General features: G+C 60.2%; 13 protein-coding genes. 6 read left to right on the top strand and 7 right to left on the bottom strand.

Annotated features, from left to right (window positions below; translation table 11 throughout):
* Positions 1 to 23: 23 nt before the first annotated feature.
* Together AB4N43_RS26310 and AB4N43_RS26305 are read right to left on the bottom strand one after the other, a co-directional pair.
* Positions 24 to 524 (bottom strand): sigma-70 family RNA polymerase sigma factor, encoded by a 501-nt coding sequence (locus AB4N43_RS26310; protein ID WP_027925457.1) that lies wholly within the window; start codon positions 522 to 524, stop codon positions 24 to 26.
* 231 nt (positions 525 to 755) lie between these two features.
* Positions 756 to 1,118 carry a DUF6124 family protein gene (locus AB4N43_RS26305; protein ID WP_027925458.1) on the bottom strand — a complete coding sequence of 121 codons (363 nt, stop codon included), beginning with the start codon at positions 1,116 to 1,118 and terminating at the stop codon, positions 756 to 758.
* 584 nt (positions 1,119 to 1,702) lie between these two features.
* On the opposite strand from AB4N43_RS26305, the gene AB4N43_RS26300 reads away from it, so the two are divergent.
* The 4 genes from AB4N43_RS26300 to AB4N43_RS26285 all read left to right on the top strand — a co-directional run bounded on the left by AB4N43_RS26300 (position 1,703) and on the right by AB4N43_RS26285 (position 7,251).
* Entirely contained in the window at positions 1,703 to 2,287 is a 585-nt protein-coding gene (locus AB4N43_RS26300) for a hypothetical protein (protein ID WP_027925459.1), read from the top strand.
* A 200-nt stretch (positions 2,288 to 2,487) separates the two neighbouring features.
* Positions 2,488 to 3,837: a GntT/GntP/DsdX family permease gene (locus tag AB4N43_RS26295; protein ID WP_027925460.1), complete on the top strand. Its 1,350-nt coding sequence runs from the start codon at positions 2,488 to 2,490 to the stop codon at positions 3,835 to 3,837.
* Positions 3,838 to 3,976: 139 nt separating this feature from the next.
* Positions 3,977 to 5,302, top strand: coding sequence for an OprD family porin (locus tag AB4N43_RS26290; protein ID WP_027925461.1), 1,326 nt, complete (start codon positions 3,977 to 3,979; stop codon positions 5,300 to 5,302).
* A gap of 272 nt (positions 5,303 to 5,574) precedes the next feature.
* Positions 5,575 to 7,251 (top strand): MFS transporter, encoded by a 1,677-nt coding sequence (locus tag AB4N43_RS26285; RefSeq protein ID WP_194941060.1) that lies wholly within the window; start codon positions 5,575 to 5,577, stop codon positions 7,249 to 7,251.
* 43 nt (positions 7,252 to 7,294) lie between these two features.
* On the opposite strand, the gene AB4N43_RS26280 is transcribed toward AB4N43_RS26285, so the two are convergent.
* The 5 genes from AB4N43_RS26280 to AB4N43_RS26260 all read right to left on the bottom strand — a co-directional run bounded on the left by AB4N43_RS26280 (position 7,295) and on the right by AB4N43_RS26260 (position 13,023).
* Positions 7,295 to 8,308 carry a GlxA family transcriptional regulator gene (locus AB4N43_RS26280; protein WP_027925463.1) on the bottom strand — a complete coding sequence of 338 codons (1,014 nt, stop codon included), beginning with the start codon at positions 8,306 to 8,308 and terminating at the stop codon, positions 7,295 to 7,297.
* A gap of 226 nt (positions 8,309 to 8,534) precedes the next feature.
* Positions 8,535 to 9,308, bottom strand: a complete 774-nt coding sequence (locus AB4N43_RS26275; RefSeq protein ID WP_027925464.1) for a hypothetical protein — start codon at positions 9,306 to 9,308, stop codon at positions 8,535 to 8,537.
* Positions 9,309 to 9,583: 275 nt separating this feature from the next.
* A complete protein-coding gene (locus AB4N43_RS26270; RefSeq protein ID WP_027925465.1) occupies positions 9,584 to 10,471 on the bottom strand; it encodes a helix-turn-helix transcriptional regulator in 888 nt (295 codons plus the stop codon).
* A complete protein-coding gene (locus tag AB4N43_RS26265; protein ID WP_460152218.1) occupies positions 10,468 to 11,886 on the bottom strand; it encodes an aminotransferase in 1,419 nt (472 codons plus the stop codon). The genes AB4N43_RS26270 and AB4N43_RS26265 overlap by 4 nt, the downstream gene beginning before the upstream one ends.
* 30 nt (positions 11,887 to 11,916) lie before the next feature.
* A complete protein-coding gene (locus AB4N43_RS26260; RefSeq protein ID WP_027925467.1) occupies positions 11,917 to 13,023 on the bottom strand; it encodes a polyamine ABC transporter substrate-binding protein in 1,107 nt (368 codons plus the stop codon).
* A 229-nt stretch (positions 13,024 to 13,252) separates the two neighbouring features.
* On the opposite strand from AB4N43_RS26260, the gene AB4N43_RS26255 reads away from it, so the two are divergent.
* Both AB4N43_RS26255 and AB4N43_RS26250 read left to right on the top strand, forming a co-directional pair.
* Positions 13,253 to 14,032: an enoyl-CoA hydratase gene (locus tag AB4N43_RS26255; RefSeq protein WP_027925468.1), complete on the top strand. Its 780-nt coding sequence runs from the start codon at positions 13,253 to 13,255 to the stop codon at positions 14,030 to 14,032.
* Positions 14,032 to 15,213, top strand: a complete 1,182-nt coding sequence (locus tag AB4N43_RS26250) for an acetyl-CoA C-acyltransferase family protein (RefSeq protein WP_059182457.1) — start codon at positions 14,032 to 14,034, stop codon at positions 15,211 to 15,213. The genes AB4N43_RS26255 and AB4N43_RS26250 overlap by 1 nt, the downstream gene beginning before the upstream one ends.
* The last annotated feature ends 70 nt before the right edge of the window (positions 15,214 to 15,283 follow it).

The following is a 15,283-nucleotide window of genomic DNA, read 5'->3' as shown; positions in this document are numbered from 1 at the left end:
TGGGGATGAGAAGGCGCTGCCAATCATGGTTGCAACCCGTCAAGGCGGTCGCGCAGGTGCCGCAACGTGCGGATCATATACTTCTCCACCATGTTCTTTGACAGGCCCAGGCGTTCGGCGATTTCGGCCTGGGTCAGGCCTTCGATCTTCTGCCACACAAACACTTTGCGGCAATTGAGCGGCAACTCGGTGAGCGCCCGCTCGATGGAATCAGCCAACTGGATCGCCTGCATGTACTGCTCCGGGTCGCCGGTCGACGACACACTGAGATCATTCGCCTGCGACTCCATGGCGCCCCTTCGATCCTCCCGCCGATAACCGTCCACCGCGATGTTGCGCGCGGTCTGGTGCAAATAGGCCCGAGGTTGCTCCACCGCCACCGAATTCGACTCAAGCACCCGCACGAAGGTGTCGTGGGCCAGATCCTCGGCCTGCTGACGATTTCTCAGGCGACGGGTCCAGGTGCCAACCAACTCTTCGTAATGCTCGAAAAAGCCGTGTCTGCGGGGCAGCTTGGGGGTCATTGCGGTGTGCTGTGGGGATGGGGTGCGAATAGTAATGCTTCCTATTAACTGGAGGCAATGGATTACACGTCGAACTAACGGCAGGTGGATCGGCTGGTTGGGGAGCTTCCGGATCTGAGAGTGATGTTGTCTGGCATGCCGCCATCGCGAGCGGGCTCGCTCCCACAGTGGATTGCATTCCCCTGTGGGAGCAAGCCTGCTCGCGAAGAACGATAACGCGGTCTCTGATGGTTACGTCGGCACCTCAACGTTATCCATCATCCGGTTCGCCGCCAGTTCGGCCAGCATGATGATCTGCTGGATCGCCATGGCCGTATGCCGATGCGGCCCTTCCAGGTACCCCGCGAAGTCGCTGGTCATGACACTGGCCTGGGCCAATGTTTCACAGGTGTGGGCCAACAGGTCTTCGTCCCGCAGATTCGGTGCGAGCATGAACATCGTGCTGGGTTTGCGGGTCGCCGGGGATTTGATGGCGCCTGGGTTGAGGTAGTGATCGAGGGCGCGTTCGGCGGCTTCGTGGAGCTTCTTTGAATCGAGTGATTCGTAGGGGGATGCCGGATCTGTGTCTGGCGGATTTGGCGTTACCTTGAACATATTTACCTTCGTCCTTATCGGGCAGCCACGCCTCGCTACTAATACGAGGGGTGGCGGCTGTACGCAGGTTAGTAGACCGGAGAACGAAGGCAAAGCCGGCGCGTCCGAGGACGCCCTGCGCACAGCCACCATCAAAATACAGGCATGGAAATACCTGTCTGACAGACGCTTGTGCAGCCTTCATATCCTCGGGCTACTAAACCCGATCACTGGGAATCAGTGACGGGAATCAAGTTACCGAGGGCGTCCAAAGCACACAAGCCGGCGGATTCTGGCGTAGTCGTAGGGAATGGCGCAAGGCGTTGTAGCTTTCAGGAAGTATCCTTAAACACCTTTAAACAGCACTCCGATTTGAGGCCGCCATCGCGGGCAAGCCACGCTCCCACAGGGTCGGCAGTGATCACAAAATTTGTAAACCGGGCAGATTGGCGCCTGACTGGGAACGAGTGGCATTTCGGCCATTTTCTACGCTTTTTTTGCAGCCACACTGCCTGCTGCCAGCCGCCTTCTAGACTCATCGAATCAAGTGGAGCCACGCTCTGTGCGCTTTTCACTACGCTGATGAAAAACAAGGAAAAATCACCTTGAAGGTTTCGGCAATCAGTTTCGCCGGCGGCGTACTGTTTTCGGTGGGCGCTTCGGCCACCGGGATCATTCCTGTCTTCGACCTGGATTTCACCCGGTCAGCCGATCAGACACTGAAGAAGCTCAATATCAACGACGCGTGCATCGTGGCGGCGCCTGACCCCGTCGCGTTCACCTATTGCCGGGAAGGCTCGACCACCCTGTGGAAGTATCAGGCTGTTGAACTGGAACAACCGTCGGCAATTCACGTGGGTGCCCGGCAACCCAATATGCAGACCGGGCAAATCAGCGTTCTGGAAGTCAACAGCGCGGCGTGCCTGCAGGAAATGGAGTCCGGCGCTATTCCTGCCCTGATGTGCAGGGCAATACTCAGCATGATTGTGCTGATGCTGCTGATTGGCTTGCGATACACCTACAAGGTCATTCGCCACCACTACGATCAACGCACAGCGTTATCGGATCCCTTCTGGCAGCCCCCGCTCGAGCCTGTGCCGCCGGCGCACCATGCCATGGCCAAGGCGTTAGGCGCGTTTGCCGTCGCCGCTTTGCTGGCCCTCGCTTATTGCTGCTGCGCCGTTATCTGACCTCGACTCCCCCGCTGAATCCGCGCCCCGCAGGATGAAAATCCGCCTCTCCCAATTTCAAAAACAACGACAACCCGTACCTCTGTGCGACAAGCCTTATCCCTCCACGAAAATTACTTTCGCCTCGTTTGAAAATCACCTCTCGAAATGTTTTAAGAGTTTCACAATCCATTCGACGTGACCCTTTCGAGGAGTACCGCATGACCCTGTCCTTCGGCTATTGGCTGCTGGTGTATGCCGCCATCGCCATCATTGCGCTGATCGTGCTGATCGCCCGCTACCGACTCAATCCCTTCATCGTCATCACCCTGGTGTCCATCGGCCTGGCCTTGCTGGCCGGGATGCCGGCGTCCGGCGTGGTCGGCGCTTACGAGGCGGGCGTCGGCAAAACCCTGGGGCATATCGCGCTGGTGGTGGCGCTGGGCACCATGCTCGGCAAGATGATGGCCGAGTCCGGCGGCGCCGAGCAGGTGGCGCGGACCTTGATCGACCGTTTCGGCGAGAAGAACGCGCACTGGGCGATGGTCTGCATTGCGTTCCTGGTCGGGTTGCCGCTGTTTTTCGAAGTCGGTTTTGTGTTGCTGGTGCCGATTGCCTTTACCGTGGCGCGGCGTGTCGGGGTGTCGATCCTGATGGTCGGCTTGCCGATGGTCGCCGGTCTCTCCGTGGTTCACGCCCTGGTGCCACCGCACCCCGCAGCGATGCTGGCGGTGCAGGTGTATGGGGCGTCGGTCGGGCAGACCTTGATGTACGCGATTTTGATCGGCATTCCGACGGCGATCATTGCTGGGCCGCTGTACGCCAAGTTCATCGTGCCACGCATTCAATTGCCGGCGGAAAACCCGCTGGAGCGCCAGTTCCTCGACCGCGAACCGCGCGACAGCCTGCCGGGCTTCGGCATCACCATGGCGACTATTTTGCTGCCGGTGGTGTTGATGCTGATCGGTGGCTGGGCCAACCTGATTTCCACGCCGGGCAGCGGCTTCAACCAGTTCTTGCTGTTCATCGGCAACTCGGTGATCGCCCTGTTGCTGGCGACCTTGCTGAGCTTCTGGACCCTGGGTATTGCCCAAGGCTTCAGCCGTGAATCGATTCTAAAATTCACCAATGAATGCCTGGCACCCACGGCGAGCATCACCTTGCTGGTCGGTGCCGGCGGCGGCCTGAACCGGATTCTGGTGGACGCCGGCGTCACCGACCAGATCGTCAGCCTGGCCCACGAGTTTCACTTGTCGCCGTTGATCATGGGCTGGCTGTTCGCCGCGTTGATGCGCATTGCCACCGGTTCCGCGACGGTGGCGATGACCACGGCTTCGGGGATTGTTGCGCCGGTGGCGATTGGGCTGGGTTATCCGCACCCGGAATTGCTGGTGCTGGCGACCGGTGCCGGCTCGGTGATTTTTTCCCACGTCAACGACGGCGGCTTCTGGTTGATCAAGGAATACTTCAACATGACCGTGGCCCAGACCTTCAAGACCTGGACGGTGCTGGAGACCATTATTTCCGTGGTCGCTTTCGGCCTGACCGTGGGCCTGTCCTACCTGATTTAACCGCGCGCCAATCGACTCAAAAAATACGTCACCCCGACGGCCTGATGCTCAGGTCGTTCATCGGGCGCGCCCTTCTGCGCGCCGGTTTCGGGGTGGCGGCGACTCTCCAAAAATCATAAGAAATCATCAGGAGCACCGTATGTACAACCGAACCGTCCCCACCGCCCTCTTGCTGGCCGCCAGCTCCCTGTGCGCGCAGGCCGCAGACACCGCCGCGCACGGCTTTCTGGAAGACAGCAAAGCCACCCTGTCGATGCGCACCTTGTATTTCAACAGCGACAACCGCGATGGCACCGCGGCGCCTTCGAAAACCGAGGAGACCGCCCAGGGTTTTGTGCTGCGTTACGAGTCGGGGTTTACCCAAGGTCCGGTAGGGTTCGGCCTGGATGCGCAGGCGCTGCTCGGTATCACACTGGACAGCGGCGATGGTCGCCACGTCGGCAGCGGCATGATCCCCACCGATGGCGACGGTGCAGTGGGCGCCTGGAGCAGCTTCGGCCCGACGGCAAAAATGCGCATCTCCAAGACAGAGTTTCGCTACGGCACTTTGCTGCCCAAGTTACCGATCCTCATCGCCAACGATGCGCGCGTATTGCCGCAGTCATTCACGGGTGCCCAAATCACTTCGAACGACATTGAAAATCTGACGCTGACCAGCGGCGTGCTTGAACACGCGGTCGGCCGCGCTTCGACAGACCGGACCGGCCTGTCGGTCCCCGGCGCCACGCAGGACAGTAACAAGTTCTACTACGCTGGCGGTGATTACAACATCACCAAGGATTTGAAGGCCCAGTACTACTTCGCGCAGCTGGAAGAGTTCTACAACCAGAACTTCCTCGGGCTGGTCCACGTTCTGCCGATTGACGGCAAAAGCTCCCTCACCACTGACCTGCGCTACTTCAACACCACGTCGACCGGCGCCAACAGCAGCGCCGCCGGCCGGGCCCGAGGCTACGGCATGTCGGGTTACACCGAGGACAACAACGGCGAGATCGACAACAACACCTGGGCGGCGATGATCACCTACGTGAACGGCGGCCACTCGGTGTCGCTGGGGCATCAACAGGTGAGCGATGGCAGCAACTTCGTCCAGCCCAACCAGGGCAGTCTGGTGGACAAGGGCGCCGGTGGCGGCAGCGTTTACCTGCCCACGGACAAGATGATCCAGAACTTTGCCCGCGCCGGTGAACAGACCAACTTCGGTCAGTACACCTATGACTTCGCGCCCTTGGGCGTGCCGGGGTTGAAGGCGTCGGTGGTGTACCTCAAGGGCACGGACATCAAGGCCCGCAACGCCAGCGATCAGTCCGAGTGGGAGCGCGACATGACCCTGGACTACGTGCTGCAATCGGGCACGCTCAAGGGGCTCGGTTTCACCGTGCGCAACGCCAAGTCCAACACCGATGCCGGGCGCAACGTCGATCAAAACCGCTTTATCGTCAACTACACGATCTCGCTGTTGTAACCACCGCCGGTTGAGAAACAAACGCCCCCTGTAGCAGCCGGACGCAGGCTTCGCCAGCTGCTACAGGGGTTCGCGTTTCGGGCGTTGATTGGAGGGCGGTGGGCTGGCGAGTGGATATCTGCACGAAGCTGATTATGCTTCAAGTAATCCGGCAGAAATGCCGGCGCCCTGCTTCGTGCAATTTGCAATCCGACGACATCAGCCCCAGGGCCTGGGTGCGGCAATTGATGAGAGGTACTCCGGCCTATAACAAGAGCAAGACGGAGAACACCATGGCCGCAATCGACAGTACAACCACAGGCAGTACGCCCGGACACGGCATCACCAAGGAGGAGCGCAAAGTCATTTTCGCGTCGTCCCTGGGTACCGTATTCGAATGGTATGACTTCTACCTTTACGGCTCTCTCGCCGCGATCATCGCCAAGCACTTCTTCGCCGGCGTCAACGAGACCACGGCGTTCATCTTCGCCCTGCTCGCCTTCGCCGCGGGTTTCGCCGTGAGGCCTTTCGGCGCCATTGTGTTCGGCCGGTTGGGCGACATGATCGGGCGCAAGCACACCTTCCTCATTACCATTGTCATCATGGGTATCTCCACCGCCATCGTCGGCTTCCTGCCCGGCTACGCCACCATTGGCGTGGCGGCGCCGGTCATCCTGATCACCCTGCGCCTGTTGCAAGGCCTGGCACTGGGCGGTGAATACGGCGGCGCGGCGACGTACGTGGCCGAACATGCGCCGCCCGGCAGACGCGGTTACTTCACCTCGTGGATCCAGACCACCGCGACCCTCGGCCTGTTTCTGTCGCTGCTGGTGATCCTCGCCTGCCGCACCCTACTCGGCACCGAAGCGTTCGAAGCCTGGGGCTGGCGGGTTCCGTTCCTGCTGTCGATCCTGCTGCTGATTGTCTCGGTGTACATCCGCCTGCAACTCAGCGAGTCGCCGGTGTTCAAGAAAATGAAGGAAGAAGGCAAGGCGTCGAAGGCGCCGCTGACCGAATCCTTCGCCCGTTGGGGCAACCTGAAAATCGTGATCATGGCGTTGCTCGGCGGGACGGCCGGTCAGGCGGTGGTCTGGTACACCGGGCAGTTCTATGCACTGTTTTTCCTGCTGCAAACCCTGAAGATCGACCCGCAAACCGCCAACCTGCTAATCGCCGGTTCGCTGCTGATCGGTACGCCGTTCTTCGTGATTTTCGGCAGCCTGTCCGACCGCATCGGCCGCAAGGGCATCATCATGGCCGGCTGCATCCTCGCGGCGCTGACCTACTTTCCGATTTTCCACGCGTTGACCCAATACGGTAACCCCGACGTATTCGTTGCGCAGGAGAAGAACCCGGTCACGGTGATCGCCGATCCGGGCCAGTGCTCGTTCCAGTTCGACCCGGTGGGCAAGGCCCGATTCACCAGTTCCTGCGACCTCGCCAAGAGCCTGCTGGCGAAGCGGGCCATCCCCTACAAAAACGAGAAGGCGGAACCGGGCACCGTCGCCCAGGTGCGCATCGGCGACAAGGTCATCCAGAGTTTCGAGGGCACCAGCCTGCCGGCCGCCGACTTCAAGACCCGCAATGACGCCTTCACCGCCACCCTCACCCTGGCCCTGAAGGACGCCGGTTACCCCGAAAAGGCTGACCCGACGAAGACCAACTACCCGATGGTGTTGCTGCTGCTGACCCTCCTCGTGATCTACGTGACCATGGTCTACGGGCCTATCGCTGCGTGGCTGGTGGAACTGTTCCCGGCGCGCATCCGCTACACCTCGATGTCGCTGCCGTACCACATCGGCAACGGCTGGTTCGGCGGGTTTCTGCCAACAGTGGCGTTCGCCATGGTCGCGGCCACCGGGGATATCTATTACGGGTTGTGGTATCCGATCGTGATCGCGGTGATGACAGCGATTCTCGGCACGTTCTTCCTGCCGGAAACCAAGGACCGCGAGCTTCATCACACCTGAAATGCGCAGCCGCCCTCTCCTGCCGGGAGAGGGCGTGGCGGGTTCATTTGACCAGCCGTTTTTCCTTGGACGGCCGGTAGCCGAAGTACGAGCTGTAGCACTTGCTGAAATGGCTCGGCGAAACAAACCCGCACGCCACCAGCACGTCCACCTGGGACAGCTCGGTGTGCTGCAACAGCCGACGCGCCTCAGTGATGCGCAGTTCCATGTAATAGCGCTGCGGCGTGGTGCCCAGTTGTTCCTTGAACAGGCGCTCCAGTTGCCGACGTGAACGTCCGGCGTACACCGCCAGTTGTTCCAGCTCCAGCGGTTCTTCGAGGTTGGCGTCCATCAGCTTGACCACCTCGCGCAACGGCGCGCTGACGCAGATGTTTTCCGCCGGTTTGATCCGCCGGTAACGCGACTCTTCAAACGCCAGAATGTCCTCGATGCCCTCGACCAGGGCTTTGTCGTGCAGCCCTTTGATCCAGTCCAGCGCCATATGGAAAGCCCCCGAAGGACTCGACGCCGTGAGTCGGTCACGGTCAATCACATAGGGTTCGCTGGTGACCTGTGCCGCTTTGGACACTTCCGCCAGTGCCGGTCGATGCTCGGGGTGAATGGCACAACGATAACCGTCCAGCAGGCCAGCGCTGCCGAGGAACCAGGCGCCATTCCACAGCCCGGCCAAGGTGACGCCGCGCTCTGCCGCCGCCCTGAGCAGGTGGACGAAGTCATCGGCGACTTTCAGCTCCGTGCGGTAGCCGCCACACACCACCAACAGGTCCAGTTGCTGAATCGCCGCGGCATCGAAACGCGCGTCAGGCCGGATCACCAGGCCCAGATCACTGACCACCTCACCGTCATGCAAGCCAAACGTTCGCGAGGCGAACAGGCCGGGACGCAACAGATTCGCGGTGACGATCGTATCCAGTGCCTGGGTGAATGCCGGCAGCGAGAAGTGTTCGAGCAGCAAAAAGCCTGTGCGCGTTATCGGCACAGGCTTGTCCGCAGGTTCGTTGAGATAGCGGAGGTTTTTACCCTTCATGCCGCCGCTGAATTGCCGTCGTTCGATCAATGTCCGACCCACTCGATTACGTTAACTACAGAAGTCAAAACCCGTGGAATCATTATGCGACAGATCCGGCGGGCTGGAAGCCGGTCGACGTCAGGTTGGCGAGACTGCGTGCTTTTCTGTCCGCTGATCGCAGCCTCGCCAAGGCTCGACAGCTGCTACGGGGAAAGTGTTGATCGTTCCCACGCTCTGCGTGGGAATGCCACCCGGGACGCTCTGCGTTGCGTCTTCAGAGATTGCGCGACAGCGCCCGGCGTACGCTGTCGCTGTTCAGCGCAGGGCTTTGTGCCGGAGCATCGACGCGGTTCTGAACCGCTTTCGCTTCGTCAACAGGGCTTTCTTCCTCAATCACGATGTCTGCCTCGACAAAGAGCTCTACCTGTGCAGAAGGTTGCACCACGTGGGCAGGACTTGGCGCCCGGCTGCGATTACCGGCCAAAGTGTCCAGTTTGTCGAGGTAGGCATTCAAATCGCTGACCAGCAGTTTCTTGCGCTGGGAGCCCTGGTACCACGCGTAGCAAAAATAGCCCGCCCCCGCCAGGATACCCAGCCCGCCTGTAGCCAGACCCGCGACACACAACCCGGACACGATCATCACGGTCTTCCAGTTGAAGGGCGCCAGCTCCAGCTCGGTATGCAGCGCGTTGGCGTCACGCAACACCCAACGTTTGGACGCCGTGTGATTCTGCAGAATGGTGTGCAAGGGCGAACCATCCTTTTTCAACGCACTGATCAACGAGACTTCCTGACCCGTGCGTAATGGAATGTCCACGCCACGCAGCTTTACATCGTGTTCGACGCCGTCCGGGGTCTTGACCCAGAACTCATGATTGATGATCGACACCGAACTGATACGCACCGGCGTTACTTCACTGTCCTTGCCGTTCACATGAACGCCACCGGTGGACGTCACGCGGGTTTCGCTGAGCTTTTCGCTGCCCACCACTTCACCGCTCAAGACTGTGAAAACAACGGTTGTATCGCCATGGGTGAAGGTGTGCATTTTCGATTCCTTGAAAGGTCCGCATCGGTCGACGTACAGGAGAAAGATACGTATGCGGCGGATGCTACTAAGCAGCCATCAGGCTGTCCAGAAATCGCCGCCGCTGGTGACGCGGACAGAACGGCGATTATGCCGTCACGACTCTCAAGAAATTTCTAAGAACTGGTGGCCAGTGACGACATTTTGACCCTGGTCGTTAAACGCGAAGACTGACCACAAAAATTGTGCTCAACCCCTCTCCCACAGGGGTTTGGGGGTGGGTTGTAGATTTGGGTTCAGTGCTGGCGCAACCACTCGATAAACAGCGCAAACAACTCTGACTGCGACCCGACTTCCAGCTTCAAATACAGATTCTTGCGGTGCATGCGCACCGTCTCCGGCGAGATGCTCATCTGGCTGGCCGTGGATTTCACCGAATGCCCCCGAAGTACCATGTGCGCCACTTCCCGCTCGCGCTCGGTCAAGACGTCGCAGCCAAAGTTTTCGAAGGCGGACTGCACGCGTTGCTTCAGATCGTCACTTTCAGTGACTGCGCTTTGCACCAGGCCACGACGGCCAAACTCACTGACAAATTCCCGAACCAAAGGCTCCACCGCGCGCAACAGATTCAACTGCTCCGCCCGCAGGCTTTCCCCGCCAAATCCCTGAAACAGGCTGACCGAGACCTGGCTGTCATGCCCCGTATCGATCAGGTAAAAACTGTCCTCCGAACACCCGGTCTTCAAGTAATAAGTCTTGTAGTACTCGCTGTCGAAGAAGTTGTCCGGGGCGATTTCCTCCAGGTGATAAAACCCTTCGGCCAGGCCCTGCTCCACCGCCAGGCAAAACGGGTCGAGCAAGTAGCCACCGGAAAAATAGCGGTCGATGATCGAGTCCCGATACTGCTCCGGGATACCGCGCTGGTACAGCAACTGCGGCGCACGGTCCTTGTGTTCGAGGCTGATCATCACCGATTCGATGGACACCAGATGCCCGAACGCCGACGCCAGGTAGTGCAGCGCATCAGGCGCGTCGACATGGGCGAATGCCTCGCGCATGTCGCCGTGCCATTTGTGCAAGGCCCCGAAGGGCAATGCGATCAGCGTATCGTCGTTGGGTTTGCTCATGCCCCGCAGTCTAGCGGGAGAACCGACGCCGGGTAACCGCCGATTGATCGAACTCATTGCCCGACGTACTGGCCGCTTTTCTCAAGCTCGGCCGCCACTTCAAGAATGCACACCCGCAGGATCTCGACGATTTCATCGACCTGGGCGCACGTCAGGATCAACGGCGGCGACATTACGTTGAGGTGCATGATCGGCCGCACCAGCAAGCCTCGGGCCTGAGCCCGGGAGTGAATCATCTCGCCGATGTTGATCTCATCGGCGAACAACGCCTTGGTGCGTTTGTCGGCCACGAACTCCACGCAGGCCATGAACTTCTGGCAGCGCACATCGCCCACCAACGGCAAGTCGCTGAGGGTTGCCAGGCGTTCTTCGAGATAGGCGCCGACCACCTCGACATGCTCCAGCAGGTGTTCGCGCTCGATGATCTCGATGTTTTTCAGCGCCGCCGTGCAGCACACCGGGTGGCCGCTGTAGGTGAAGCCGTGGGTAAAGCAGCGACCCTTGCCGGGCTCGGCGATGACTTTCCAGATACGGTCGGAAAAGATGCACGCGCCCAACGGCAAATAAGCCGACGTCAGGCCTTTGGCCGTGGTGATGATGTCTGGCTGCACATCGAACAGATCATAAGAAGCGAAAAATTTGCCCAGACGCCCGAACGACGTCACCACTTCATCGGCGACAAACAGAATGTCGTAGCGCTGGCAGACTTCCCACATGCGTTTCAGGTAACCCTTGGGCGGAATGATAACCCCGCCCGAGCCCATGATCGGCTCGGCAAAGAAGCCCGCAACCTTGTCCGCGCCGATCGCCAGGATCTTGTCCTCGAACTCCTTGATCAGGAACTCGAGAAACTGCGCCTCGTCCATACCGTCCGGTGCGCGGTAAGGATTCGGGTTGGAGACGTGGTGGATCTTGTCGTTGGCATAATCGAATTCCGGCACGCGGTCGGCGGCTTTGTTGCCAATCGACATCGTCAGCGTGGTGGAGCCGTGATACGCGTTAAACCGGGCGATGACGTGCTTCTTCTGCGGTTTGCCACGGCAGTTCTGGTAGTACTGAATCAGCCTGTACGCGGTGTCGACGGCGGTGGAGCCGCCGGTGGTCAGGAACACATGATCGAGATCGCCCGGCGCCAGGCTGGCGAGCTTTTCGCACAACTGGATGGCGACGTTGTTGGACATGTCGGAAAACGGATTCGAATACGCCAGTTGCCGTACCTGATCGGCAATCGCCAGAGCCATTTCCTCGCGGCCCAAACCAATGTTGGTGCACCACATGCCGCCGACCGCATCGAGAAAACGGTTGCCGTGAGCGTCGTAAATATAGGCGCCGTCACCGGCCACAATGTTCAGCGCGCCCTGTTCGGCGTGTTCGTCGAACACGTGGTAGCCGTGCATGTAGTGGGCTTTGTCAGCCTTGATCAACAGGGCGTCATCAACAGCCGGCAGTGCTTTCAACGTTGGAGTAGCCATACAAAAACCTCAAACCGAAGGGTTAAACGATCAGATCCCGCTCTTCACCGTGCTCCAGACGCGGGTGATGGCGCGCATTTCCTTGGCGTCCTGGGTCTTCTGCGGAAACAGGCGCTGACGGGTTTCTTCATCGGGGTAGATCGCCGGATTGCTGCGCACATCGGCGTTGAGCAACGGCGTGGCCGCCGCGTTGCTGTTGGCGTAGTGGATGTAGTCGGTCACGTCCGCCATCACTTGGGGCTGCATCAAGTACTCAAGGAACTTGTGCGCGTTGGCCACGTGCGGCGCATCGGCGGGGATGTACATGTTGTCGAACCAGATCAGCGAACCTTCCTTGGGAATGAAGTACGCCAGTTTGATCTTCAGCTTGGCCTCTTCGGCGCGGGCCATGGCGGTGGCGTAGTCGCCGGACCAGGTCATGGCCATGCAGACATCGCCGTTGGGCAGGCTGGTCAGGTAGTTCACCGAATCGAACTTCTTGATGTACGGCCGCACGGACAGCAACAAGTCCTGTGCGGCTTTCAAGTCTTCCGGCGACGCACTTCGCGGGTCTCGTCCGAGGTACTTCAAGGCCAGCGGAATCACTTCGGTGGGCGCATCGACCAGGGTGACGCCGCAGTCAGCGAAGCGCGAGACGATTTTGGGATCGAAGATCATCGCCAGCGAACCAATCGGCGCGTCCGGCATGCGTTGCTTGATCTTGTCGACGTTGTAGGTGATGCCGTTGCTGCCCCATGTGTACGGCGCGGAATACACGGTGCCGGCATCGAAGCCCTGCAAGTCCTGCAAGACTTTCGGGTCAAGGTTGGTCCAGCCCGGCAGCAACTTCTTGTCCAGCGGCTGGAACACTTTGGCCTTGATCAAGGGCGGCGCAAGGGAGGCATTCAATACCACCAGATCGTAACCGGAGTGCCCGGTCAGCAACTTCGCCTGGACGGTTTCGTAGGCATCAAAGGTGTCGTAAATCACCTTGATACCAGAGGCTTTCTCAAAGTCGGCGATGGTCTTTTCGCCGATGTAATCCGCCCAGTTATACAGCCGGAGCGTATTGTTTTCGTTCACGTCAGTGGCGGCGTGCACATTGAGTGTCAGCGGAACTAGCAACAGACTGGAAATCACCATGAGGGCCTTGCGCATAGCAAATTCACCTTATCAAGCGAAGTCGGTTCTGGACGACCGGTTGATGCCACTATTGAGTGATCGGGCCAACGGCACCATACCCCGAATGGGTGTGTGAACCTTTTTGCCGGCCAGCGCTGCGCGAAAACATGGCAAAAAGCAGCAGTTTCGTTGACTCGTTTTGTCATAGCTCCCGCGCCCGTCGGGCGCTTAGAGTGGCTGCCGGACAAAACGGGCGGGGCATTCCATGACTGAGCTGATCAAACAACAACGCAACGACGGCGTTTTGACGCTCACGCTCGACCGCCCCGACAAGCTCAACGCGCTGAACAACAGCCTGTACACGCAGTTGGCCGACCTGTTGCTGGCGGCAGATGAAGACGCTGACATCGGCGTGATCGTGATCACCGGCGGCACCACGTGCTTTACCAGTGGCAACGATCTGGCGGATTTTCTCGAGCACCCGCCGACGCATCTGGACAGTCCTGCGTTTCGCCTGATGAACGTCGTCATTCACCTGAAAACCCCGTTGATCGCCGCCGTGTGTGGCGCGGCCATCGGCATTGGCACCACCCTGTTGCTGCATTGCGATCAGGTGCTGGTGACGCGAAACGCCAAGCTGCGCGTGCCATTCGTCAACCTGGGCCTGTGCCCCGAGTTCGGTGCCAGCCTATTGTTGCCACGCCTGATCGGTCACGCCCGCGCCGCGCGTCTGCTGCTGTGGGGCGACAGCCTCGACGGCGCAGCGGCGGTTGCCTGTGGCCTGGCCAACGAGCTGTTCGACGACGGCCAACAATGCCTGGACGCCGCGCAGAATCTGGCCCGACGCCTGCTGGCCCTGCCGCAGGATTCACTGCGCCAGACCCGCCAACTGCTCAAACAGCCGTCGCTGCCGGAGCTGCAAGCCACTATTCGTCAGGAAAACCTGTTGTTCATCGAGCGCCTCAAGACACCTGAAGCGCAAACAGCGTTGACCGCCCTACTCAATCGCAGTACAGAAAAGCATTCACCAAGAGGAAAGCCGTAATGAACACCCCGGATATTTTTGTTGTCAGCGCCGCGCGTACCGCCATCGGCACCTTTGGCGGTTCGCTCAAAGACGTTCCGCTGGCCGACCTCGCGACCACGGCCGTCAAAGCCGCCCTGCAACGCTCCGGCGTCGACCCGGCGCAAGTTGGCCATCTGGTGATGGGCAGCGTGATCCCGACCGAAACCCGCGACGCCTACATCTCCCGCGTGGCCGCGATGAACGCCGGCATCCCGAAAGAAACCCCGGCCTACAACGTCAACCGCCTGTGCGGTTCCGGCCTGCAAGCGATCATCAATGCCGCGCAAACCCTGATGCTGGGCGATGCCGAGATCGTCGTCGGTGCCGGTGCCGAATCCATGAGCCGTGGGCCTTACATCATGCCGGCCGCCCGTTGGGGCGCGCGCATGGGCAACATCCAGGCCATCGACTACATGCTGGGCATCCTGCATGACCCGTTCCACGGCATCCACATGGGCATCACCGCCGAAAACGTCGCCGAGCGCAACGGCATCACCCGTGAAATGCAAGACGCCCTGGCCCTGGAAGACCAGAAGCGCGCGGCCTTCGCCATCGCCAATGGCTACTTCAGCGAGCAAATCGTTGGCGTGGAAATCCGTGATCGCAAGGAAACCAAGCTGTTCAGCGTCGACGAACACCCTCGCGCCACCTCGCTGGAACAACTGGCGGGCATGAAGCCAGCGTTCAAGAAAGACGGCTCGGTCACGGCCGGCAACGCTTCCGGCCTGAACGACGGCGCCGCTGCGCTGGTCATGGCCACCGGCGCTGCCGTGCAGGCCAACAACCTGCGCCCGCTGGCCCGCCTGGTCAGCTACGCCCACGCCGGTGTTGAACCGGAACTGATGGGCCTCGGCCCGGTGCCGGCCACCCGCCTGGCGCTCAAGCGTGCCGGCCTGACCGTCGCCGACATGGACGTGATCGAAGCCAACATCGCCTTCGCCGCCCAGGCCTGTGCGGTCAGCCAGGAACTGGACCTCGACCCGGCCAAGGTCAACCCGAACGGCTCGGGTATTTCCCTGGGTCACCCGGTCGGCGCAACCGGCGCGATCATCGCCACCAAAGCCATCCACGAACTGCACCGCACCAACGGCCGTTATGCGCTGGTGACCATGTGCATCGGCGGCGGCCAAGGGATTGCAGCGATTTTCGAACGCGTTTAAGCGTCAACGCGGTGCCCGGTGCAACGCCGGGCATCGCAGCCGTTTGATGATTTCCTTCGACAACGGGTCG

The organism is Pseudomonas sp. S2_B07, assembly GCF_054668435.1.
This window is presented reverse-complemented; position numbering and strand designations above follow the sequence as displayed.

Coding starts and splice junctions, on each gene's coding strand:
- AB4N43_RS26310 (WP_027925457.1), bottom strand. CDS start 524: ATGACCCCCAAGCTGCCCCGCAGACACGGCTTTTTCGAGCATTACGAA.
- AB4N43_RS26265 (WP_460152218.1), bottom strand. CDS start 11,886: ATGGCTACTCCAACGTTGAAAGCACTGCCGGCTGTTGATGACGCCCTG.
- AB4N43_RS26305 (WP_027925458.1), bottom strand. CDS start 1,118: ATGTTCAAGGTAACGCCAAATCCGCCAGACACAGATCCGGCATCCCCC.
- AB4N43_RS26250 (WP_059182457.1), top strand. CDS start 14,032: ATGAACACCCCGGATATTTTTGTTGTCAGCGCCGCGCGTACCGCCATC.
- AB4N43_RS26290 (WP_027925461.1), top strand. CDS start 3,977: ATGTACAACCGAACCGTCCCCACCGCCCTCTTGCTGGCCGCCAGCTCC.
- AB4N43_RS26285 (WP_194941060.1), top strand. CDS start 5,575: ATGGCCGCAATCGACAGTACAACCACAGGCAGTACGCCCGGACACGGC.
- AB4N43_RS26255 (WP_027925468.1), top strand. CDS start 13,253: ATGACTGAGCTGATCAAACAACAACGCAACGACGGCGTTTTGACGCTC.
- AB4N43_RS26260 (WP_027925467.1), bottom strand. CDS start 13,023: ATGCGCAAGGCCCTCATGGTGATTTCCAGTCTGTTGCTAGTTCCGCTG.
- AB4N43_RS26295 (WP_027925460.1), top strand. CDS start 2,488: ATGACCCTGTCCTTCGGCTATTGGCTGCTGGTGTATGCCGCCATCGCC.
- AB4N43_RS26270 (WP_027925465.1), bottom strand. CDS start 10,471: ATGAGTTCGATCAATCGGCGGTTACCCGGCGTCGGTTCTCCCGCTAGA.
- AB4N43_RS26275 (WP_027925464.1), bottom strand. CDS start 9,308: ATGCACACCTTCACCCATGGCGATACAACCGTTGTTTTCACAGTCTTG.